The organism is Micromonospora sp. ATLC20, assembly GCF_057196585.1.
Window position 1 is genome coordinate 1 of sequence record NZ_JBXUOV010000053.1, and the last position, 21,694, is coordinate 21,694.

The following is a 21,694-nucleotide window of genomic DNA, read 5'->3' on the forward strand; positions in this document are numbered from 1 at the left end:
TGCCGGCCGGCACCCGCGTCGCCGCGGCCCGCGGCGCGGACCCCCGGCCGGTCGTCTTCGTGACCACCGAACCGGCGGTGCTGCCCGCCGGGGAGACCACGACGACGGTACGCGTGCACCACTGCGAGCCGGTCGAGGCGGAGCTGCTCGGCACCGGCACCGGGCAGGCCGGTCAGGTGTTCCGGGCCGCCCGCGCGCCGCTGACCCGTACCACCGAGGCCCTGGACCTGCTGCTCGGCGTGGAGGTGCCGGCCGGTTCGGTGGAGCTGGGCGCGGCGGCCCGCGAGCACGAGGGGCGCACGTACGAGATCTGGCGGCCGGTGGACAGCTTCGCCGGGGTCGGGGCGCAGGCGAAGGTCTACCTGGTGGACCGGGCCTCCGGGGTGGTCACGTTCGCCCCGGCGCTGGACCTGCGCCCGGATGTGGGCGCCCCGGCCGTCGAGGGGGCGGCCGGGGCGACCACGGTGGCGGCGGTGCCGCCGGCCGGGCGGCAGGTGCGGCTCTGGTACCGCTGCGGCGGCGGACCCGCCGGCAACGTGGCGGCGGGTGTGCTGACCAGCCTGCGCGACCCGCTGCCCGGGGTGACAGTGGACAACCCGGAACCGGCCACCGGCGGCCGGGAACTGGAGTCCCTGGAGTCGGTGCTGGCGCGCGGGCCGTACGAGTTCTTCGCCCAGCAGCGCGCGGTGACCGCCCGGGACTTCGAGATCCTCGCCACCGGCTCCGGGGCGGTGGCGCGGGCGCGGGCGTTCACCAGGGCCGCCGTCTACAGCTTCGCCCGGCCCGGCGAGGTCGAGGTGGTGCTCGTGCCGTACGTGCCGGAGGCGGCCCGCCCCGGCGGACGACTGCCGGTGGCGGTGCTGCGCGAGCACGAGGTGGAGGAGGCCCGCCGCCGGGTCGAGGCCGACCTGGAACGCCGCCGCGCCCTCGGTACGGCGGTGCGGGCCGGCTGGGCCCGCTACAAGGCGGTGTCCATCCAGGCACGGGTGGTGGTGCGCCGCGAGGAGGACGTGGACGCGGTCCGCCGCCGCATCCACGACCGGCTGCACCAGACGCTCAGCCCGCTGCCCACGCCGCTGAACCCGGCCGGCTGGGCGTTCGGCGAGCCGCTGCGCGCCTCCAACGTCTACCGGATGCTGGAGCACGCCGAGCCGGGCGTGCGCTACGTCGAGTCGGTGCGGTTCGTGGTCGACGAGGCACCCGACGCGCGGGTGCGGACCGTGGCGGTGGACCAGTACCAGGCCGACACCTGGTACGCCGGCGGCGGCCCCGTGCTGTTCCGCTCCACGAACGCCGGTGCCGGCTGGGAACCGGCGGGCCGGTTCGACGACGAGACCGTGGTGCGGGTGGTCCCCGCGCCCGCCCCGGTACGCCCCGGCGTCGTCCCCCGGGCCGGCTCGGTGGCGGTGGTGACCACCCGCGACGCCGGTGGCTCCCGGGTCCGGCTGAGCACCGACCTGGGTGAGACGTGGACGCTGCTGACCGACCTCGACTCCGGCGTCCGCGACCTGGCCTGGATCGACCGGGACGGCACCGGCGCGCTGCTGCTGGCCACCGACACCGGCCTGTACGAGGTGCCGCTGCTACCCGGCGCGGTGCCGCTGCAGATCCTGGTCGACCCGGCCGACGCCGACCGGGGCTTCTACGCGGTGCGCGCCTTCGTCTCCGAGCGCGGCGCACCAGGGGTCGCGGTGGCCGCGCAGGCCGGATTCGGCGTCTACCTGTCCACCGCTGCGGGACGGCCCGGCACGTTCGCCCACGTCGGCCTCGCCAACGTGGACAACCGGGTGCTCGCCGTGCAGTACGACGGCCCGGCCACGCTGCTGTGGTGCGGCACGGGCGAGCCGGACCCGAAGAAGCCCGGCCAGGGCTGCCACCGCACCCGGCTGTTCGAGTCGGACGTGAAGTGGCAGTCGATGGCGTCAGGCTGGATCGGCGGCACCTGCCGCGATCTGGCGTTCAGCGGCCCGCTCGCGCTCGCCGCGACGCAGAGCGGCGGCGTGGTCCGGCTCGACACGCTCGCCGGGCAGCCGCAGTGGTCGCCGGTGATGGTCAACTGCGGCCTGCCGCTGCGGGACCGGACCCGGTTCGTCCCGGTCGACGCCATCGCCGCCACCGCGCCCACCGGCACGTCGGGCGCCGGGCGGCTGGTGCTGGCGGGCGGCGAGCGCGGCGTGTTCCGCAGCGGCGACGGCGAGGACTGGACGGCGAGCGCCAACCAGGCCACCGCCGACGTGGTCACCGTCCCCGGCACCTGGCTGCTCTGCTCCGGCGAGCACGACATCGAGGTGGTGCGGCAGGATGCGCCGAGCGGCGATTGAGCGGCTGCTGCCGGCCGCGTACCAGCGGGCCGCCGGCCCGGGCAGCGTGCTGGGCGCGCTGCTGGACGTGATGGAGGCGCTGCACGCCCCGGACGAGGCGGTGCTCGCCGACGTCGACGCGCTGTTCGGGCCGTACCGGACGCCGGACGGGTTCGTCGCGTACCTGACCCGCTGGGTGGCGATGGACCACGTGGTCGCCGCGCCCCGCGCCGACGCGCCGCTGCCGTTGCCGGTGGGCCGGCTGCGGGACCTGGTGGCGCACGGCGCGCTGCTGGCCCGGTGGCGCGGCACCCCGTACGGGATGCGGACCGCGCTGGAACTGGCCACCGGCGTGACCGGGTTCGTGCTGGACGAGCCGCCCGACCGGCCGTTCCACCTGGTGGTGCGGGTGCCACCGGCCGCCGCCGACCGGCTCGCGCTCGTCACCCGCATCGTCGAGGCGGAGAAACCGGCCGCGGTCACCGTCGAGGTGCTCGCCTCCCCGCTCGACGCCGAGGAGCCCGAGCCGGACGCCGCCGAGCCCGTCGCCGGGGTGGCGACGGTACGCGCGGTCGGCCGGGCCCACGTACCCGCACCCCTGCCCCACGATCCGCCCGAGGAGCCGTCATGACCACCGAATGGACAGTCGTCGCCGCCGCCGAACAGTTCACGCTTGATGCCCGCAACGCCGGTGAGCTGACGTTCACCGTGTCGAACCCGGGCACCGCGCCGGACACCGTCGTCTTCGACGTCGCGCCCGGTGAGGGCAGCCAGCGGGCCTGGTTCACGGTGGCCGAGCCGCAGCGGGTGGTGCCGGGGCAGGGCTCGGTGTCGTTCCTGGTGCGGCTCGCCGTACCGCCCGGCACGCCGCCCCGGCGCTACGACATGACCGGGTTCGCGTACTCGGCGAACACCGCACCGGAGGAGAGTTCCCGCTCGAGTGGCCGGGTCACGTACGACGTGCGCGCCGTCGTACCCCCGAAGCGCGCGCCCTGGCCGTGGATCGCCGCCGCCGCGGCGCTGGTGCTGGTCGTGGCCGGGGTGGTGGCCTGGCTGGTGACCCGCGGCCCGGACACCCCGGCCCCGCCGCGCGCGGACGCGGTGACGGTGGAGGCGGAGACGCTCGTCTCCGGTGCCGCGGTGCAGTCCACCACCGGCGCGAAGGCGGAGGTGGTGGCGCAGGAGAACTGCTGCGACGTGGTGTGGTCGGGCGACGCACAACTGTTCTTCCTGGGCCGGGGCGTGGGCGACCGGGTGACGGTGCAGGTGGACGTGCCGGCCGACGGCACCTGGCGGTTCTCCACAGTGCGCACCACCTCGTTCGACTACGCGAACACGATCTGGCTGGTCGACGGCCGGCAGGTCGGGGACACGTTCTTCGGGTTCAGCCCGACGGTGGTCCGCACCGACGAGGTGGACGTGGGCACGGTGGAGCTGACCCGCGGGCCGCACAAGCTGACGCTCGTGGCGGTGAGCAAGACGCAGGGCACCGACAGGTACTTCGCGGGGGTGGACGAGATCCGCTTCACGCCCGTCGTCCGGCCATGACGACCAAGCAGAAGGTGCTGCTGGTGGCGGTGGCCGTGCTGCTGGTGGCGCTGTACGTGGTGGCGGTGGCCGGGCGCCGCGACGACAGGGGCGACCCGGCGGCCGGGCCGGGCGCGCTGGCCCGGCTGGGACGCGGGTCCGGGACGGTGGACCCGGCGACGGTGGCGGTGACCTGCCTGCCGCCGGCCGCCGAACCGGCCACCACCGCCGACGGGGTGACGCTCGCGTTCGGGGCGGTGTGCCGGCTACGGGTGGCCGATCCGGGCGCGCTGCGCACGCTCGTGCTGCGCGGGACGACGCCGTTCGAGGTGACAGCCCGCGCACCCGGCGACGCGGACGTCACAGTCACCGACGAGGTCGCCCCGGACGCGGACGGCCCGGCGGTGGCGAAGGTGGCGGTGGACCGGGAGACCGAGGTGCTCCTGCGCTGTCCGGGAGGTGGCGGATGTTCGGTCACGCTGGCCCGGTCCTGACCGGGACGGAGACGCGACATGGGTGAGTTGCGCAAGCCGTTCCTGCTGCTGGCCCTGCTCGCGGTGGCGCTGGTGGTCGGCGTGGAGCTGGGCGCGGCGGCGCTGACCGGCGGTGGCGACGCGAGCGGCGCGCTGCGGGACAGCGCCGGCCGGCTCGGCGTCGAGCTGGGCGACGTCGGCGCGGTGTCCGAACCGTCCGGCCGGGGCATCGGCTATCTCGCGCTGATCGACGTGGTGGCGCTCTGGACGACCGGGCTGTTCTGCCTGAGCCTGGTGCTGCCCGACCGGGTGCAGGGCCGGGTCCAGGGCGTGGCCACGCTCGTCTTCTCGATCGTGCTGCTGCTGGTGTCGCTGGTTCTGCTGATCATCGCGTTCGTCGAGCTGACGGTGATGGTCTCGCTGTTCCTGGCGCCGCCGTTCGGCACGCTGGCGTACCTCGCGGTGTGGGGGTTCTTCCCGGTCGGCGACGCGGCGGTGCTGCTCGGGCTGGCGCTGCTGCTCAAACTGGTCTGGGTCGCGCTGCTGCTCGCCGCCCAGCCCCGGTTCCTGCGCAACAAGGGCCTCGTCGCGCTGGCGCTGACCACGCTGCTGTGCACTGTGGTGTTGCAGTTCCTGCACGGCCTGCTGCCGGTGATCCTGGTCAGCATCCTCGACGACCTGGGCGCCGTGGTGTTCGCCGTGGTGGCGCTGATCTGGGCGCTGGTGCTGCTGATCGGGTCGATCCCGGCGATCGTGAAGGCGGTCCGGACCACCGCCACCACGTCCGGCCGTACCGTCACTTGATGGCGCCGCCGGCGGCGAGCGTGGCCAGGCGTGGGAGCTGCTCGGGGTCGGTGAGCGCCGATCCGACCGCCACCACGCGCGCTCCGGCGGCGAGGAAGTCACCCGCGTTGCCGGCGTCGACGCCGCCGGTGGCGACGAAGCGGGCCTCCGGCAGCGGCCCGGCGACCGCCCGGAACCAGGCCGGGCCGAGGCTGACCGCCGGGAACGCCTTGAGCCACACCAGGCCGTGGTCGAGTGCCCGCTGCGCCTCGGTCGGGGTGGCGACGCCGGGCAGGTGCGGCACGCCGAGACCGGCCGCCGCGTCGGCGACGGCCAGGTCCAGGCCGGGCGCCACGGTGAACGCCGCCCCGGCGGCCACCGCGTCGTGGACCTGCGCCGGGGTACGCACGGTGCCCGCGCCCACGATCCGGTCCCGCCGCCGTCCGGCCGTCACGGCGGCGCGCAGCGCCGGCACCGCTTCCGGGGTACGGATGGGCACCTCCACCACGGCGATGCCGAGATCCCAGGCCAGTTCCGCCAGCCGGACCGTCTCACCGGGCGGCAGGTCGCGCAGGATCACCATCACCCGCGCCTCGCCGAACAGGGCCTCGAAGTCGTGTCCGCTCATCCGTCGCTCCCTCCCCTGACCCGCGCTCGCGCATCCTCAGGCCACGCCTCGTCCGGCAGCGCCAGCGCCCGCGCGATCGTCTCCGGATCCGGTGGCGGCGCGGTGTCGCCCGGCACGGCCAGCACCGGCGTGGCGGTCAGGTGCCCCAGCCGCAGGCAGGCTCGCAGGTCGAGGTCACGCAGCAGTCCGGAGAGGAACCCGGCGGCGAACGCGTCCCCGGCGCCGACCGGCTCGACCACGTCCACCGGCAGCGCCGACACGAACACCGCCTTCCCGGTACGCGGCAGCGCCGTCGCGCCGACCGGTCCGTCCTTCACCACCACCAGTTCCGGGTCCGGCAGCAGCGCACGGACCGCGGCCGGATCGTCCGCCGACCAGAGCACCGCCGCCTCGTCCAGCCCGACCAGCACCACGTCGGCACGGTCGGCCAGGTCACGCAGCACCGGGCCGGCCCGGTCGGCGGGCCAGAGCGCCGGCCGGTGGTTCACGTCGAAGCTGACCCGGGCACCCGGCAGCGCCCGCCCGTCCAGCGCCGACACGAGCAGGTCACGGCAGGTGCGGGAGAGCGCGGCGGTGATCCCGGACAGGTGCAGCAGGCGTGCCCCGGCCGGCCCGGGACGCGCGAGGTCGGCGGCGCCGAGGCGGCTCGCGGCCGACCCGGCGCGGTGGTAGTGCACGCGGGTGCCGTCCGGCGCCGGATCCTTCAGGTAGAGGCCGGTCGGCGCGTCCGGGTCCACGGTGACCAGGCTGACGTCCACGCCCGCGGCGGCGACCTCGGCCACCACCCGCCGCCCGAACGGGTCGTCGCCGACCCGGCTGACCCACGCCGCGCGGTGCCCGAGCCGGGCCAGCCCGGCCGCCACGTTTGATTCCGCGCCGCCGACGCCGACGGTCAGCCGCGCGGCGTGCTCCAGCGACGCGCCGTCGTCAGGGGCGAGCACCACCATCGTCTCGCCCACGCAGACCACCTCCGGCCCGCTCCCGGCGCCGCCTCCGTCCGCGACAGCGGCACCAATCGGCCCGCTCACCGGAGAACCGCCTCGACTCGGGCCGACACGTCGGCCGGGTCGAGGCGGCCGTCGGCGACCAGCACGCGGTGCCGGTTGTGCCGCTGCCGCCCGGCCGCGACCACCGCCGGGCTGTCGAACGCGTACGCGACGCAGACGCCCGGGTACATGGCGGTGCGTACGAACCACCTGTCACCAGGCCCCAGACCGGTGAACACCAGCGTGTACGCGCCGCCGCCGGGCGCGGTGGCCGACAGCGCCAGCCAGGGCGCGGCCGAGCCGTTCACGTCGCCCTCACCGATGGCGTCGGCGGTGCGGACGCGCGGTTCACCGTCGGCCACGGCACGCCAGAAGAAGCCGCCGTAACCGGCGCCGCCCGGGCGGCCGTTCGTGGCCGGGCTGCCCAGGTGCACGTCGGCGCCGGTGGCGGAGGTGAGCGTGGCGGACAGGTCCAGCCACCACGCGTCCTCCCCGGCCGGGGCGGCGGTGATCCGCCGGTGCTCGCGCAGCAGCACCCGGCCGTGCCGGTCCCGCCACTCCAGGTCGTGGTCGAGCCGGTCGGCGGTCCGCTCCCGCCAGCCGGTGTGCGCGATGACGCCGTGGTCGTCGCGCCAGGTGTAGCCGGTGCCGCGCACGTACGTCCGGCCGCCCCACAGGTTGACGCCGTCGACGTCCTGCACCGCAAGTGACGCCCCGAGGTGCCAGACGTGGTCGGCCGGGAGCGCGTCGGTGACCGGGGTGCCGGCCCGGGTCCGCACCGGATGCAGGTACGGCCGAGGGCCGTGGCGGGGATCCAGGTCCGGCCGGACCAGATACCGGGCCACCTCGACGCCGTCCACGACCAGCCGAGGTTCGGCGGTCACGACGGCTCCGGGGCGGGGACCGGGCGGCGGGCGTCCAGCGCGTGCAGCGCCGCGAGCGTGTACCCGCCGAGGATCGGCACCGCGACCGGCGTGACCAGCACACCCAGCACCACGGCGAGCGCGCAGACGCCGGAGGCGGCAGCCCACACACCGGGACGCTCCGGGCAGGAACGCGCCACCCGGCGGGCTGCGGCCCGCCAGCCCCGGCCACCGGTGCGTCCGACCGCCACGGCGACCAGGCCCGCGTACCCGAGCAGGACCGCCACCACGACGGCGGTGAGCGCGAGCGCGGGCCCGCCGCCTGGTACCCGGCCGGTGGTGAGCGCGAGCAGGTCGGCGGCGAGCAGCGCGGCGGCGGCCAGGGCGACGGCGCTGACCGCGAGCCCGGCGGGCAGCGCACGGCCGAAGCGGGCCAGGCTGGTCCGCGCGTCGGGCCAGGCACCGGTGACCGACCTGTCGTGCAGCGCGGCACCGGCGGTGGCGACCGCCGGGGCGAGCGTGAGCACCGGCAGCGCGGCGAGCGCGACGGCGAAGCCGAGCAGCGCCAGGTCGGTCGCCTCGCGCAGCGTGTCCCGCCAGTCGGCCCGGGCCGGCGCGGGGTGGACGGGTGCGGCGTCGGTGGGGGCAGGCACGGCGGTCATCCCTTCAACCCGCTGGTGTTGATGCCCTCGACGAGCATCCGCTGGAAGGCCAGGAAGAACAGGAACACCGGCAGCAGCGACAGCACCGACATGGCGAACATCGGGCCGACGGCGCTCTGGCTGGTCGAGTCGATGAACAGCGTCAGCGCCACCGGAACCGTGTAGTCGTCCAGGCTGGACAGGAACACGAGTTGGCGGAAGAAGTCGTTCCAGGTCCAGATGAACGAGAAGATCGCGGTGGTGACCAGCGCCGGGCGGCTCAGCGGCAGGATGACGTGCCGGAACACGCCGTACGGGGACGCGCCGTCGATGGTGGCCGCCTCGTCCAGTTCGCGCGGGATGCCGCGCATGAACTGCACCATGAGGAAGACGAAGAACGCCTCGGTGGCCAGGAACTGCGGCACCAGCAGCGGCAGGTACGGCCAGTCGCCGCCGACCAGGCCGAGGCTGCGGAACAGGATGTACTGCGGCACGATCAGCACGTGCCCGGGCAGCAGCAGCGTCCCGATCATCACGGTGAACCACAGCTTGCGCAGCCGGAACCGCAGCCGGCCCAGGGCATAGGCGGCGAGCAGGCAGGACAGCGCGTTGCCGACGACGGTGAGCCCGCTGACCACTGCGCTGTTGAGGAAGAACCGGCCGAAGCTGATGTCGAAGTTGGTCCAGCCGTCGACGTAGTTGCCGGGGGTGAACACCTCCGGCAGCAGGCCGACGTTGTTGACGATCTCGGCCTGCGACTTGACCGACGTGCCGAGCATCCAGAACAGCGGGTAGAGCACCACCGCGACGATCGCCACGAGCACGACCAGCCGCAGCACGTTGCGGCCGCTGCGAGGCCGGCGGGTGGCAGCGAGCGCCGTCATGAGTCGTCTCCGTCCGAGTAGTGCACCCAGAACCGGCCGGTGCTGAAGAAGACGGCGGTGATCACGCCGATCGCCACCAGGAACACCCACGCCATCGCCGACGCGTAGCCCATCTCCAGGTCGGTGAAGCCGGAGATGTAGAGCTTCAGCGTGTACATCAGGGTGGAGTCGACCGGGCCGCCGGTGCCGTTGCTGAGCACGAACGCGGCGGTGAAGCCCTGGAAGCCGTTGATGGTCTCCAGCACCAGGTTGAAGAAGATCACCGGGGAGAGCATGGGCAGGGTGACCGCGCGGAAGCGCCGCCACGCCCCGGCGCCGTCCACCGCCGCCGCCTCGTACAGCTCGGTGGGCACCTGCTTGAGCCCGGCCAGGAAGATCACCATGGGTGCGCCGAACTGCCAGATCGCCAGCACCATCAGTGTCTCCAGCGCCCAGTCCGGGTCGCTGACCCAGGGCAGCCCCTCGACGCCGAACAGGGCGAGGAACGAGTTGAACGCGCCGTCCCGGTTGAACATGTTGACCCAGACGATCGCCAGCGCGACGCTGCCGCCGAGCAGCGACGGCAGGTAGAACAGGCTGCGGAACAGCCCGACGCCACGCCAGGCCCGGTTGAGCAGCAGCGCCACGCCGAGCGCGGCGGCCAGCTTCAGCGGCACCGCGATCAGCGCGAACGTCAGCGTGACCCGGACCGCGTGCCAGTACGACGGGTCGGCGGTGAACATCCGCTCGTAGTTGGCCAGCCCCACCCACCGCACCTCGGACAGCGGCGTGAGGATGTCGTAGTCGGTGAAGCTCAGCCAGAGCGACAGCAGCATCGGGATCGCCGTGACGCCCATCAGTCCGATGAGCCAGGGCGAGAGGAAGACGTACCCCGCCAGACCCTCGCCGAGCCGGGCCCGGCCGGCCCCGCGCCGCGTGGGGCGGGGGCCGGCCGGTCCGGTACGCGGGGTCCGGCCGGGCGCCGTGGTGAGAGCCACGGGACCGGTCCTTTCGTGGGGTCAGGCGATCGCGGCTTTGCAGGCGGTGACGAACTGCTCCGCCGCCTGGGCCGGGGTGGCGCGGCCGTACTGGGCGTTCTCGGCGGCCTTGACCAGCTCGGACTTGACCTTGCTGTGGCCCTTGATCGGCACCTGGGGCGAGGCGCCGAACTTCTGCGCCAGGTCGGACTCGACCTGGATGGACTGCTTCATGGCCGGGTCGGTGGCGGTCTCGCTGACCTTGGCCCGCAGATCCATGTTCGACGGCAGACCGCGGTCGGTGCCGAGCAGCGCCACCGCCTCCGGGTCGTTGTTCAGGAAGTTGATCACGTCGACGGCGACGTCCTTGTGCTTGCTGCCCTTGAACACCGACCAGTACATCGAGGCCCGAGCCCACTGGGCGCTCGGGTCACCCGGGTACGCGACCACGCCCAGCTCGTCCTTGGTGTTCTTCTTCAGGTCCGGCATCTGGTTGACCCAGACCCAGGAGGTGGCCGACTTGCCGGTGACCACCAGTTGCTTCGTGATGTCGCTGGAGTTGCCCTCGTGGATGACGTCAGGCGTCGGGGTGGCGCCCCGGTCCCGCGCGCCCTTCCACAGCTCGAACCACTTCGTCACGTCCTCCGCGGTGAACCCGAGTTCCTTGCCGTTGTACAGGTCCTTGCCCTGCTGGCGCAGCCACACCCAGAGCGCCTTGTAGTCGGCGCTCGGGTCCTGGGTGCCGGGCACCTTCGTCTTCTTCGCCACCTGCTCGGCCCAGGCGATGTGCTCCTCCCAGCTCATCCCGGTGGTCGGCTCGGGCAGCCCGTTCTTCGTCAGCAGCGTCTTGTTGTAGACCAGGCCCTGGGTGTTCTCTCCGGCGGCCACCCCGGCGAGCTTGCCGTCGACCACGCCGTACTCCAGCAGGCTCTTGGGGAACTTCGACACGTCGAGCTTGCCGGAGTCGCGGTAGCTGCCCAGGTCGAGCGTGGTGCTGCGGCCGGCGTACTCGGCCAGGTAGTTGTCGTCGATCTGGAACAGGTCCGGCGGGTTGCCGCCGGCGGTCAGCGTGGCGAGCTTGTCGAAGTAGCCCTGGTTGGCCTGCCAGGTCTTCTCGAACGTCACGTCGGGGTGCTTCTTGGTGTAGAGGGCCAGGGCGTCCTCGGTGAGCTTGGCCCGGGCCTCACCGCCCCACCAGAAGACGGAGAGTTTGACCGGGCCGCCGTCGCCGCCGGCGGAGTCGTCGCCGCAGCCGGCCGCGCCCAGGGCGAGGGGTACGGCGAGCGCGACAGCGGCCAGGCCGCGCACGAGTCGGCGTCGGGTCAGGGGGGTACGGTGATCCCGCCCGGCGGGTACGCCGGCGGTGGGGGACGTTGCGGGGTGCATCTGCGCTCACTCCTCGGCTGTGGGAGGCGACGACGTCACCGGCGGCCGTCCACGGGCCGCCCGGGTCCGCAGTGCTGTGCGGGCCCGGGCCACCTGCTCAGGCTCCGGTGCCGTCCCGGCCGGGCGCGGGGACGGGCCCGGTCGAGTCGCGGACGACCAGTTCGGTCTGGAGCATTACCTGTGCGGTGGTGCGACGGTCGCCGGCCGCCGCGCCCCGGCCCCGGGCGCCACGCGGCGCGTCGGAGTCGAGTTGCAGCAGCATGTCGACGGCCGTCCGGCCGGCGGCCGCGGTCGGCGTGGCCACCGTCGTCAGCTTGGGGCGGGTGAGCCGGCTCAACGCGATGTCGTCGACGCCGACGACGCTGACGTCGTGCGGCACCCGCGCCCCGAGCGCGTCCAGCCCTTCGATCAGGCCGATCGCCATCAGGTCGTTGTAGGCGAGCACGGCGGTGACGCCGCTGCGGCGTACCTGTTCGGCGATCGCGCCGCCGCCGGTCTCGGTGGGCTGGTTGGGTCCGAGGACTGTCAGTTCCGCTCCCCCGCCCCGGGCGGCGGCGGTCGCGGCGCGGCGCATCTCCCGGGCGGTCCAGGAGCCGCGCGGGCCGCCGAGCAGCGCGATCCGGCGGTGGCCGAGCCCGAGCAGGTGCTCGATCGCGGCCCGGGCGCCCTGCCCGACGTCCATCATCACGCAGGGCAGGCCGGCGACCTGGCGGTTTATCACCACCACCGGGACCTCGCGGCTGACCTGCTCGATCAGGCTGTTGCTCATCCGGGGGCTGCACAGCAGCACGCCGTCGACCTGCTTGGCCAGGGCGTGGACGAGGTCCTCCTCGGCGACCGGGTCCTCGTTGGTGTCGGCCACGAACACGTGGTAGTCGCGGTGCCGCGCCTGCCCCTCCGCCGCCTTGATCAGCGGCGGGAAGAACGGGTTGGCGATGTCGGCCACGATCAGGCCGATGTTGTGCGTACGGCCGGTGATGAGGGCCCGGGCGGCCCGGTTGGGCCGGTAGCCGAGGTCCTCCGCGCAGGCCAGTACCCGGACCCGCGTCTCCGGGTTGACCAGGTGCGGGGCCGAGAACGTCCGGGACACGGTGGAGATGTGCACACCGGAGGCGCGGGCGACGTCCCGGATGGTGGCTGGCACGGCGGGCTCCCTCGTCCGATGTGGTGGGCGTCACGGGTGCCGCCCATTAATGCAAACGGTTGCGCCCGTGTCAACGGTCCATTGTTGCGGCTCGATTGCGGCGATGATCCCGGTGGGCGCGCGAAACCTCATCAATGCGGATGGATAGGGCGGCTTGGCCGCCATCCGTTGACGACGCATCCATCGTCATGGTTTCTTCGGCTGCAAACCTTTGCAGCCGACTGGCGGGGAGGCCGACGTCATGTCACCACCGGCCCGGGAACGGGTCCGCCACGCCCTGGTGGGTGCCGGGGCACGCGCCGAGATGTTCGTCAGTGCCCTCGCGCTCGACCACGCCGACACCGCCGAGCTGGTAGCGCTCGCCGACGTCAACCACACCCGGATGGACGCCCACAACCGCTGGCTGGCCGAGCTGGGCCATCCGCCGGTGCCCACGTACGCCGCCGGTGACTTCGCCGCCATGCTCGCCAAGGAGCGCGTCGACGTGGTGCTGGTGACCAGCGTGGACGCCACCCACGACGAGTACGTGACGGCGGCGCTGCGGGCCGGCTGCGACGTGGTCGTCGAGAAGCCGATGACCGTGGACGCGCATCGGTGCCGCCGCATCCTGGACGCGGTCGCCGAGACCGGCCGGCGCGTCACAGTCGCGTTCAACTACCGCTACAACCCGCTGCACGAACAGGTCCGCCGGCTGCTGGCCGACGGCGCGGTGGGCGAGATCGGGTCGGTGCACTTCGAGTGGCTGCTCGACGTGCGCCACGGCGCCGACTACTTCCGCCGCTGGCACCGCGACAAGTCCGTCTCCGGCGGGCTGCTGGTGCACAAGTCCGGTCACCACTTCGATCTGGTCAACTGGTGGCTCGACGCCCGGCCGGTCGAGGTGCACGCGTACGGCCGGCTGTTCTTCTACGGCGCGGACGGCCGCCGGCACGGCTACGCCCGCGACTACGACCGGGCGCACGGCTCCCCCGCCGCCGACGGCGACCCGTTCGCGCTGCGCCTGGCCGACCACCCGAGGCTTCGCGAGCTGTACCTCGACGCCGAGGCCGAGGACGGCTACCACCGCGACCGCAACGTCTTCGCCCCCGGCGTGACCATCGAGGACGACCTCGCGGTGCTGGCCCGCTACGACACCGGCGCCACGATGACCTACCACCTCACCGCGTACGCCCCCTGGGAGGGCTACCGGGTCATGGTCAACGGCAGCCGGGGCCGCCTCGAACTGGAGGTGACCGAGAGCGACCACGTCAGCCCGTCCGTCGCCGGTGCATTGAAGGGCGCCGCGCTGCACGGCGACGAGGCCGCCGTCGAGCAGGGCGCAGCCCGGCTCACGCTGCGCCCGTTCTGGGCACCGCCACAGGAGATCCCGGTCGAGGGCTGGACCCGGCGCGGGCACGGCGGCGCTGACGCCCGGATGACCCGGGTGCTGCTCGGCGGCGAACCCGACCCGCTCGGCCGGGCCGCCACCGCCCGCGACGGCGCGCTCGCCCTGCTCACCGGCCTGGCCGCCAACCGCTCACTGGAGACCGGCGCGCCCGTCCGGGTCGCCGACCTGCTCACCCTGCCCTGACCGAGGAGCCCTCGCTGTGCCGATCATCCCCCGCGGCGACCTGCTGCTGCCCGCCGAGCCCGGGCTTCGCGCCCTGGCCCGGGAGCTGTACGCGCTCGCCGCCGAGCAGCCGCTCATCTCCCCGCACGGGCACGTCGACGCCGGGCTGCTGGCCGAGGACCAGCCGTTCCCCGACCCGGCCCGGCTGCTCATCGTGCCCGACCACTACCTGACCCGGATGCTGCTCAGCCAGGGCGTACCCCCGGCCGACCTGGGCGTGCCGAGCGTCGACGGCAGCCCGGTGGAGACCGACGGGCGGACCATCTGGCGGCGCTTCGCCGCGCACTGGCACCTGTTCCGCGGCACCCCGTCGCGGCTGTGGCTGGAGCAGACGTTCCGGCACGTGTTCGGCGTCGACACGCCGCTGAGCCCGGCCACCGCCGACGCCGTCTACGACGCGCTCGCCGCGCGCCTCGCCGAGCCGGGGTTCCGGCCCCGGGCGCTGTTCGAGCGCTTCGGCATCGAGGTGCTCGCCACCACCGAGTCGCCGCTGGACGACCTGGGCCGGCACGCCAAGCTCGCCGCCGACGGCTGGGGCGGGCCCGGCGGCCGGGTGGTCACCACGTTCCGCCCCGACGACGTGGTGGACATGGAGTTCGGCGACTGGGCCGCGAACGTGGACCGGCTCGCCGAGGTCTCCGGCGAGGACACCGGCACGTACGCCGGATACCTGGCCGCGCTGCGGGCACGGCGGGAGGCGTTCGCCGCCGCCGGGGCCACCTCCACCGACCACGGGCACCCGACCGCCCGTACCCTCGATCTCTCCCCGGCGGAGGCCGCGGCGCTCTACGACAAGGGGCGGCGCGGTGACGCCGACGCGGCCGACGCGGAGGCGTTCCGGGCGCACATGCTGCTGGAGTTCGCCCGGATGTCGCTCGACGACGGCCTGGTCATGCAGCTGCACCCCGGCGCGGTGCGCAACCACAACCGGTGGCTGCACGCCCGGCACGGCCGCGACGTGGGCGGCGACGTGCCGCAGGCCACCGAGTACGTGCACGGCCTCGCCCCGCTGCTCGACGCGCACGGCAACGACCCCCGGCTCACAGTGGTGCTCTACACGCTCGACGAGGACACGTTCACCAGGGAACTCGCGCCGCTCGCCGGCGGGTACGCGGCGCTGCGCCTCGGCGCGCCCTGGTGGTTCCTGGACTCCCCCGAGGTGCTGCGCCGGTTCCGGGAGGCGGTCACCGAGACCGCCGGGTTCTACAACACCGCCGGGTTCGTCGACGACACCCGCGCGTTCTGTTCCATCCCGGTACGCCACGACGTGGCCCGCCGGGTCGACGCCGGCTTCCTCGCCCGCCTCGTCGCCGAGCACCGGCTGACCGAGGACGAGGCCGCCGAGACCATCGTCGACCTGGCGTACCGGCTGCCGAAGCAGGTCTTCAAGTTCGGAGGCGGGCACGCATGACCACGATCGTCGACGTCGAGGTGCACGACGTGCGCTTCCCCACCGCCGCCAGCGGCGACGGCTCGGACGCGATAAACCGGGGCGACTACTCGGCCACGTACGTGGAGCTGACCACCGACGGCGGGCCCACAGGCACCGGGTTCACGTTCACCAACGGGCGGGGCAACGAGATCACCTGCGCGGCGGTCCGCGCGCTCGCCCACCACGTCCGGGGACGCACCGTCGCCGAGATCGCCGCCGAGCCCGTGGCGTTCTGGCGCTCCCTGGCCGCCGACGTGCAACTGCGCTGGCTCGGCCCGGAGAAGGGCGTGATCCACATGGCCACCGGCGCGCTCGTCAACGCGGTCTGGGACCTGCGCGCCAAGCTCGCCGGAAAGCCGATGTGGCGGTTCCTCGCCGAGGCGCCCACCGACGAACTGGTCGCGACTGTCGACTTCCACCACATCACCGACGCGCTCACCCCCGACGAGGCGGCGGCCATCCTCGACAAGGGACGCGACGGCCTGGCCGACCGGCTCGCCGGGCTGGAACGCGACGGGTTCCCCTCGTACACCACGTCGGTCGGCTGGCTCGGCTACCCGGACGAGCAGGTGCGCGCGCTGACCCGCGACGCGTACGCCGCCGGGTGGCGCGCGATGAAGATGAAGGTCGGCGGGCGGATCGAGGACGACCTGCGGCGGGCCCGGATCATCAGGGCCGAGATCGGACCGGACGCGCTGCTCATGATGGACGCCAACCAGGTGTGGGACGTGGACGAGGCGATCGCCGCGATGGGCGTGCTCGCCGCTGTCGACCCGTACTGGATCGAGGAGCCCACGCACGCCGACGACGTGCTCGGGCACGCCCGGATCGCCCGCGCGGTCACCGAGCTGACCGGCGGTCGCTGCCGGGTCGCCACCGGCGAGGTCGCCGCCAACAAGGTCATCTTCAAGCAGCTGCTCCAGGCCGAGGCGATCGGCGTGATGCAGATCGACGCCTGCCGCGTCGGCGGCGTGGACGAGGTGCTCGCCGAACTGCTGCTGGCCGCGAAGTTCGGCGTGCCGGTCTGCCCGCACGCCGGTGGCGTGGGCCTGTGCGAGTACGTGCAGCACCTCGCGATCTTCGACCACCTGCGGATCGGCACCAGCCTGGACGGCCGCATGGTCGAGTACGTCGACCACCTGCACGAACACTTCACCGACCCGGTCCGCACCCGCGGCGGGCGCTACCTGCTGCCCACCGCGCCCGGCTACAGCGCCACCATGCGCCAGGAGTCGATCGCGCGGTTCCGCTTCCCGGACGGCCCGGCATGGCGCTGACCCCCGACCGGCTCGGCCTGGCCACGCTGCGCCACCTGCCGCCGGAGTCCCGGCCGCTGCTGCGCCCCGGCACCGTGCCGGCCGGCATCGTCCACCTCGGCGTCGGCGCGTTCCACCGCGCCCACCAGGCCGTGCACACGGAGGCGGCGGTCGGCGCGGCCGGCGGCGACTGGGGCATCATCGGTGTCGCGCCGCGCAGCACCGACGTGGTCGACGCCCTGGCCGCGCAGGACTGCCTGTTCAGCGTCACCACGCTCGCCGCGGACGGCGCGGACACCCGGGTGGTCGGCGCGCTCACCGGGGTACGGCACGCCGCGAGCGACCCGGACGCGGTGGCCGGCCTGCTCGCCGACCCGGCGATCCGGGTGGTCACGCTGACGGTGACGGAGAAGGCGTACCGGCTTGATCCGGTGACCGCCGCGCTGACAGTGGACGCGGACCTGACCGCCGACCTGACCACCGGCCGTCCCCCGCGTACCGTGCCGGGTCTGCTGGTCCGCGGGCTGCTCGCCCGCGCCGCCGCCGACGCCGGGCCGATCGCGCTGGTGAGCTGCGACAACCTGCCCGCCAACGGGCGCCGGCTGCGCGGGCTGGTGGAGCAGTGCCTCGCGCTGGCCCGGGTGCCGGACGCGAGCGCCGAACGGGTGCTCGCGGCGGTGACCTGCCCCGGCACCATGGTCGACCGGATCGTGCCGGCCAGCACCGACGAGACCCGGGACACCGCCCGGCGGGCGCTGGGCGTGACCGACCTGGCGGCGGTCGCCGCCGAACCGTGGTCGCAGTGGGTGATCGAGGACGACTTCCCCGGCGGGCGACCGGCCTGGGAACGATCCGGCGCGATCCTCACCGGCGACGCCGGCCCGTGGGAGCGGCTGAAACTGCGGGCACTGAACGGCGTGCACTCCGCCACCGCGTACCTCGGTGCGCTGGCCGGCGCGGAGACGGTGGCCGAGGCACTGACGCTGCCGCACCTGGACGCGGTGCTGCGGCGGCTGCTCGCCGAGGAGATCGCGCCCAGCTTCACCCCGCCGCCCGGCGCCGACGTGGCCGACTACGGCGAGCAGGTGCTCGCCCGGTTCGGCAACCCGGCGATCCGGTACCGGACGACGCAGGTCGCCATGGACGGCTCGCAGAAGCTGCCGCAGCGGGTCCTGCAGACCGTCGCCGACCTGCGGGCGGCAGGCCGGTCGGCGCGGTGGAGCGCGCTCGTGGTGGCCGCGTGGCTGCGGTTCCTGCTCGGGTACGCCGACGACGGCCGGCCGCTGCCGCTGGACGACCCGCTCGCCGACCGGCTGCGCGCCGCGCTCGCCGCCGGAGCGCACACCCCGGCCGGGGTGGTGGACGCGGTCTTCGCGCTGCGCGAGGTGTTCCCCGCCGACCTGGCCGCCGACGAGGAGTTCCGCGCCGACGTGACCGGCTGGCTCACCGCGCTGGAACGCCACGGCGTCCGGGCCACGCTGGCGGACGCACGGTGACCGGCGGCGTGCCGGGTGGGCGGCGACCCGGCGGGGGTAGCCGGTGAGCGGCAACGACCCGCCGCGGGTGGCGCTGGTCGGGGCGAACGGGCACGGCCGCTGGCACCGCCGCACCATCGCCGGGCTGCACGCGGCCGGGCGGGCGCGTCTTGTCGCGCTGGTCGACGTGCGGCCGCTGGAGACCGAACCGGACGCGCCGGTCCCACCGGAGGCGGCCGTCCTCACCGACCACCGGGACATGCTCGCCGCGTGCCGCCCGGACGTGGTGGTGATCTGCACGCCGCCGCACACCCACCTGCCGATCGCGCTCGACGTACTGGCCGCCGGGGCCGACCTGCTGCTGGAGAAGCCGCCGGTGCTCGACCTCGCCGAACACCTGATGCTCACCGAGGCCGCGGACGCCGCCGGCCGGGCCGTGCAGGTCAACTTCCAGGCGCTCGGCTCGGCCGCGCTGACCGAACTGACCGGCGCGCTCGGGCGGCTCGGCCCGGTCACCGGCATCGCCACGCTCGCCGCCTGGCAGCGTCCAGACGCCTACTACGCCCGCTCCCCCTGGGCCGGACGACGAACCGTCGACGGCCGCCCGGCGCTGGACGGTGCGCTCGCCAACCCGCTCGCGCACGCGCTCATGCAGTGCCTCGCCGTCGCCGAATCGGTCACCGGCGCGCCGGTACGCCCGGCCCGGATCGCTGTGGAGCGCTACCGGGTCCGCCCGATCGAGGTGGACGACACCACAGTGCTGCGGCTGACCCCGCACGCCGGGCCGCCGGTGCTGGCGGCGCTCACCCTCGCCGCCGAGGAGCACGTCCCCGGGGAGGTGCTCGTCACCGGCGAGCGTGGACGGGCGCTGCTGGAGTACCCGACCGACCGGCTGCGACTGCCCGGCGACGACGCGCCGCGCCCGGTGCCCGGCCGCCGAGGGCTGCTGGCGAACCTGCTCGACCACCGCGCGGACGGCACACCGCTGATCGCGCCGCTGGCGCGTACCGAGCCGTTCACCGCGGTGCTGGACGCGCTGCGGGACGCCCCCGTTCCCACGCTGCTCGACGGGGACCTGGTACGCGAGGCGGGCGACGGGCCGCAGCGGGTGCGGATGGTGCGGGGCGTCGGCGCGGTGCTGCGGGCCGCCGCGGAGACCGGCGCGCTGCCGTCCGAGGCGGGCGTGCCGTGGGCGGCCACGCCGTACGTGGTGGACCTGCCCGCGCAGTGAATGTCCCTCCAGGAGAACGGAACGAGTCATGCGTACCCGAACCGCAGTCGTCGCGGCGCTGACCGCCGCGCTCGTCCTCACCACCGCCGCGCCCGCGCCGGCCGCACCTGGTGAGCCGTCCCGGGCCGCCGAGCTGATCGGCCGCCAGGCCCTCGCCGCGAACGACGGCTGGGCCGCCGCGGGCACCGGCACCACCGGCGGGTCGGCCGCCGAGCCGGACCGGGTACGCGTCGTGCGTACCCGCGCCGAGCTGGTCGACGCGCTCGGCGGCGACAACGCCACGAACGCCGCCGACGCCACCGGAAAGATCGTGTACGTGGCCGGAACCGTCGACGGTTTCGAAGGCCCGGACGGCACAACGCTGGACTGCGCCGACCTGGCCGACCCGGAGTACTCGCTGCCCGCCTACCTGGCCGCGTACGACCCGGCGACCTGGGGCCGGACGAACCCGAGCGGGCCGCTGGAGGCCGCCCGGGTGCGCTCGGTGGCCGCGCAGACCCGGCAGACCCAGATCAACGTCGGCTCGAACACCACGATCATCGGTTTGCGCGGCGCCCGGCTCACCGGCCTGACGCTGATGATCGACCGGGTGGACAACGTGATCGTGCGCAACATCGAGTTCACCGACGCCCGGGACTGCTTCCCCGCCTGGTCCCCGACCGACGGCGACACCGGCAACTGGAACTCCCAGTACGACCAGATCTCGGTGCGGCGCAGCGAGCACGTCTGGATCGACCACAACACGTTCACCGACGGCGACAACCCGGACAGCGCGCAGCCCGTCTACTTCGGCCGGCCCTGGCAGGTGCACGACGGCTCGGTGGACGTCACGCACACCGCCAGCCTGGTCACCGTGTCCTGGAACCGGTTCACCGGCCGGGACAAGGTGATGCTGATCGGCTCGTCGAACACCGTCGGCCCGGACGTGGGCCGGCTCGACGTCACAGTGCGGCACAACCTGTTCGACGGCACGCTGCAACGGCTGCCCCGGGTGCGGTTCGGCCAGGTCGACGTGCACGAGAACCACTACCGGCTCGGCGGGCCCGGCTTCGCGTACGCCCTCGGCGTCGGCGTGCAGTCCGCCCTGTACGCGGAGAACAACTTCTTCACGCTCACCGGCGACACCACCCCGGCCGACCTGCTCTACGACTGGGGCGGCACCGCGCTCACCGAGCGGGGCAGCTGGGTCCGGCAGGGTGACCGCCTGCCCCGGCCGGTGAGCCTGCTCGCCGGGTACAACGCCGCCCACGACCCGGACCTCGGCGGCGACGCCGGGTGGACGCCCACGCTGCGCGCCGCCCGGCCGCTGCCGACCCCCCTGGTCCCGTTCGTCGTGGACGCCTTCGCCGGGGCCGGCCGGCTGCCGCTCTGACCTGCGCCGGAACCCACCCCGGCAACCGGGCCGGCGTCCCCCGGGGGATGCCGGCCCGGCGTCGTCACCGGCCCGCCGGCTGACACGCCGCCGCCGATGCGCGATGATCACGTTGACGGACATCGCCGCCGGGGGAATGAATCGGCGGCCACCGGGGACAACAGGGTGAGAATCAGGCGGTGAGAGCGCGAGTGGGCGCCCAGGCCCGGGGACGGGCACGGGACGGAGGGCCGAACGTGACGGGTGGGACATCCGGCGACGTCGGCCCGGTCCTCACCATCGACCTACCGGCCGACCCGGCCCGGCTCGCCGCCACCCGGGAACGGTTGCGCGGCTGGCTGCACGCCCAAGGCGTGAGCGAGTGGGACGTCGACACCGTCCTCATCGCCACCGGCGAGGCGTGCGCCAACGCCATCGAGCACGGCTACCGCTTCGCCCCGGAAGGCATCACCACCCTGCGGGCCGAGCTGCGCGGCGACCGGCTGGAGATCGAGGTACGCGACCGCGGCGGCTGGCGCGCGGCCGACGGCGACGACAGCGGCGACCGGGGACGCGGGCGGCTGATCATGGCGCGGGTGATGGACGAGGCCACCATCGTCGGCACGCCGGAGGGCACCTGCGTACGCCTGGTCAAGCGCCTCACCCCGGGCGACTGACGCAAACCCCCTCCTCGCAGCTCTCGCAGGGGTTAGCCTCGGCCCGGAGATTTCGTGAGCGTCGCTCGCCTGCGCCGAACGGCGGCATGCGG

At 74.3% G+C, this 21,694-nt stretch carries 20 protein-coding genes; 12 read left to right on the forward strand and 8 right to left on the reverse strand.

Annotated features, from left to right (window positions below):
- The 5 genes from AC2CHG_RS13975 to AC2CHG_RS13995 form a co-directional block, all read left to right on the forward strand.
- Positions 1-2,321 (forward strand): putative baseplate assembly protein (locus AC2CHG_RS13975; RefSeq protein ID WP_484524889.1); only part of this gene is annotated, 2,321 nt, incomplete at its 5' end.
- Entirely contained in the window at positions 2,302-2,931 is a 630-nt protein-coding gene (locus AC2CHG_RS13980) for a phage tail protein (RefSeq protein ID WP_262011779.1), read from the forward strand. The genes AC2CHG_RS13975 and AC2CHG_RS13980, both read left to right, overlap by 20 nt.
- The gene (locus AC2CHG_RS13985; protein WP_135240473.1) at positions 2,928-3,848 is read left to right on the forward strand and encodes a carbohydrate-binding protein; all 921 of its coding nucleotides are present in this window, start codon (positions 2,928-2,930) and stop codon (positions 3,846-3,848) included. The genes AC2CHG_RS13980 and AC2CHG_RS13985 overlap by 4 nt, the downstream gene beginning before the upstream one ends.
- Positions 3,845-4,321, forward strand: coding sequence for a hypothetical protein (locus tag AC2CHG_RS13990; RefSeq protein WP_262011781.1), 477 nt, complete (start codon positions 3,845-3,847; stop codon positions 4,319-4,321). Before AC2CHG_RS13985 ends, AC2CHG_RS13990 begins: the two co-directional genes overlap by 4 nt.
- 18 nt (positions 4,322-4,339) lie before the next feature.
- A complete protein-coding gene (locus tag AC2CHG_RS13995) occupies positions 4,340-5,104 on the forward strand; it encodes a hypothetical protein (protein ID WP_484524890.1) in 765 nt (254 codons plus the stop codon).
- On the opposite strand, the gene AC2CHG_RS14000 is transcribed toward AC2CHG_RS13995, so the two are convergent.
- From AC2CHG_RS14000 to AC2CHG_RS14035, 8 genes are all read right to left on the reverse strand, one after another.
- Positions 5,097-5,711, reverse strand: coding sequence for a bifunctional 4-hydroxy-2-oxoglutarate aldolase/2-dehydro-3-deoxy-phosphogluconate aldolase (locus AC2CHG_RS14000; protein ID WP_484524891.1), 615 nt, complete (start codon positions 5,709-5,711; stop codon positions 5,097-5,099). The genes AC2CHG_RS13995 and AC2CHG_RS14000 overlap by 8 nt on opposite strands.
- On the reverse strand, positions 5,708-6,670 hold the full coding sequence (locus AC2CHG_RS14005) for a sugar kinase (protein ID WP_484524892.1): 963 nt from the start codon (positions 6,668-6,670) through the stop codon (positions 5,708-5,710). Before AC2CHG_RS14005 ends, AC2CHG_RS14000 begins: the two co-directional genes overlap by 4 nt.
- 65 nt (positions 6,671-6,735) lie before the next feature.
- Entirely contained in the window at positions 6,736-7,581 is an 846-nt protein-coding gene (locus AC2CHG_RS14010) for a DUF6807 domain-containing protein (protein ID WP_484524893.1), read from the reverse strand.
- A complete protein-coding gene (locus AC2CHG_RS14015; protein ID WP_262011786.1) occupies positions 7,578-8,222 on the reverse strand; it encodes a hypothetical protein in 645 nt (214 codons plus the stop codon). The genes AC2CHG_RS14010 and AC2CHG_RS14015 overlap by 4 nt, the downstream gene beginning before the upstream one ends.
- Positions 8,219-9,085, reverse strand: a complete 867-nt coding sequence (locus tag AC2CHG_RS14020) for a carbohydrate ABC transporter permease (RefSeq protein WP_484524894.1) — start codon at positions 9,083-9,085, stop codon at positions 8,219-8,221. Before AC2CHG_RS14020 ends, AC2CHG_RS14015 begins: the two co-directional genes overlap by 4 nt.
- Positions 9,082-10,062, reverse strand: coding sequence for a carbohydrate ABC transporter permease (locus AC2CHG_RS14025; RefSeq protein WP_262011788.1), 981 nt, complete (start codon positions 10,060-10,062; stop codon positions 9,082-9,084). Before AC2CHG_RS14025 ends, AC2CHG_RS14020 begins: the two co-directional genes overlap by 4 nt.
- Before the next feature lie 21 nt (positions 10,063-10,083).
- A complete protein-coding gene (locus tag AC2CHG_RS14030; RefSeq protein WP_357208905.1) occupies positions 10,084-11,427 on the reverse strand; it encodes an ABC transporter substrate-binding protein in 1,344 nt (447 codons plus the stop codon).
- Between the two features lie 97 nt (positions 11,428-11,524).
- Entirely contained in the window at positions 11,525-12,571 is a 1,047-nt protein-coding gene (locus AC2CHG_RS14035; protein ID WP_262011790.1) for a LacI family DNA-binding transcriptional regulator, read from the reverse strand.
- 241 nt (positions 12,572-12,812) lie between these two features.
- On the opposite strand from AC2CHG_RS14035, the gene AC2CHG_RS14040 reads away from it, so the two are divergent.
- The 7 genes from AC2CHG_RS14040 to AC2CHG_RS14070 all read left to right on the forward strand — a co-directional run bounded on the left by AC2CHG_RS14040 (position 12,813) and on the right by AC2CHG_RS14070 (position 21,602).
- Entirely contained in the window at positions 12,813-14,141 is a 1,329-nt protein-coding gene (locus AC2CHG_RS14040; RefSeq protein WP_484524895.1) for a Gfo/Idh/MocA family protein, read from the forward strand.
- Between the two features lie 16 nt (positions 14,142-14,157).
- Positions 14,158-15,591 (forward strand): glucuronate isomerase, encoded by a 1,434-nt coding sequence (uxaC, locus tag AC2CHG_RS14045; RefSeq protein WP_484524896.1) that lies wholly within the window; start codon positions 14,158-14,160, stop codon positions 15,589-15,591.
- Positions 15,588-16,889, forward strand: coding sequence for an enolase C-terminal domain-like protein (locus tag AC2CHG_RS14050; RefSeq protein WP_463839480.1), 1,302 nt, complete (start codon positions 15,588-15,590; stop codon positions 16,887-16,889). Before uxaC ends, AC2CHG_RS14050 begins: the two co-directional genes overlap by 4 nt.
- Positions 16,880-18,364, forward strand: coding sequence for a mannitol dehydrogenase family protein (locus AC2CHG_RS14055; protein WP_484524897.1), 1,485 nt, complete (start codon positions 16,880-16,882; stop codon positions 18,362-18,364). Before AC2CHG_RS14050 ends, AC2CHG_RS14055 begins: the two co-directional genes overlap by 10 nt.
- Positions 18,365-18,407: 43 nt before the next feature.
- On the forward strand, positions 18,408-19,574 hold the full coding sequence (locus AC2CHG_RS14060; protein WP_484524898.1) for a Gfo/Idh/MocA family protein: 1,167 nt from the start codon (positions 18,408-18,410) through the stop codon (positions 19,572-19,574).
- Between the two features lie 28 nt (positions 19,575-19,602).
- A complete protein-coding gene (locus tag AC2CHG_RS14065; RefSeq protein ID WP_484524899.1) occupies positions 19,603-20,946 on the forward strand; it encodes a pectate lyase family protein in 1,344 nt (447 codons plus the stop codon).
- A 236-nt stretch (positions 20,947-21,182) separates the two neighbouring features.
- A complete protein-coding gene (locus AC2CHG_RS14070; RefSeq protein ID WP_262011797.1) occupies positions 21,183-21,602 on the forward strand; it encodes an ATP-binding protein in 420 nt (139 codons plus the stop codon).
- Positions 21,603-21,694: the final 92 nt, after the last annotated feature.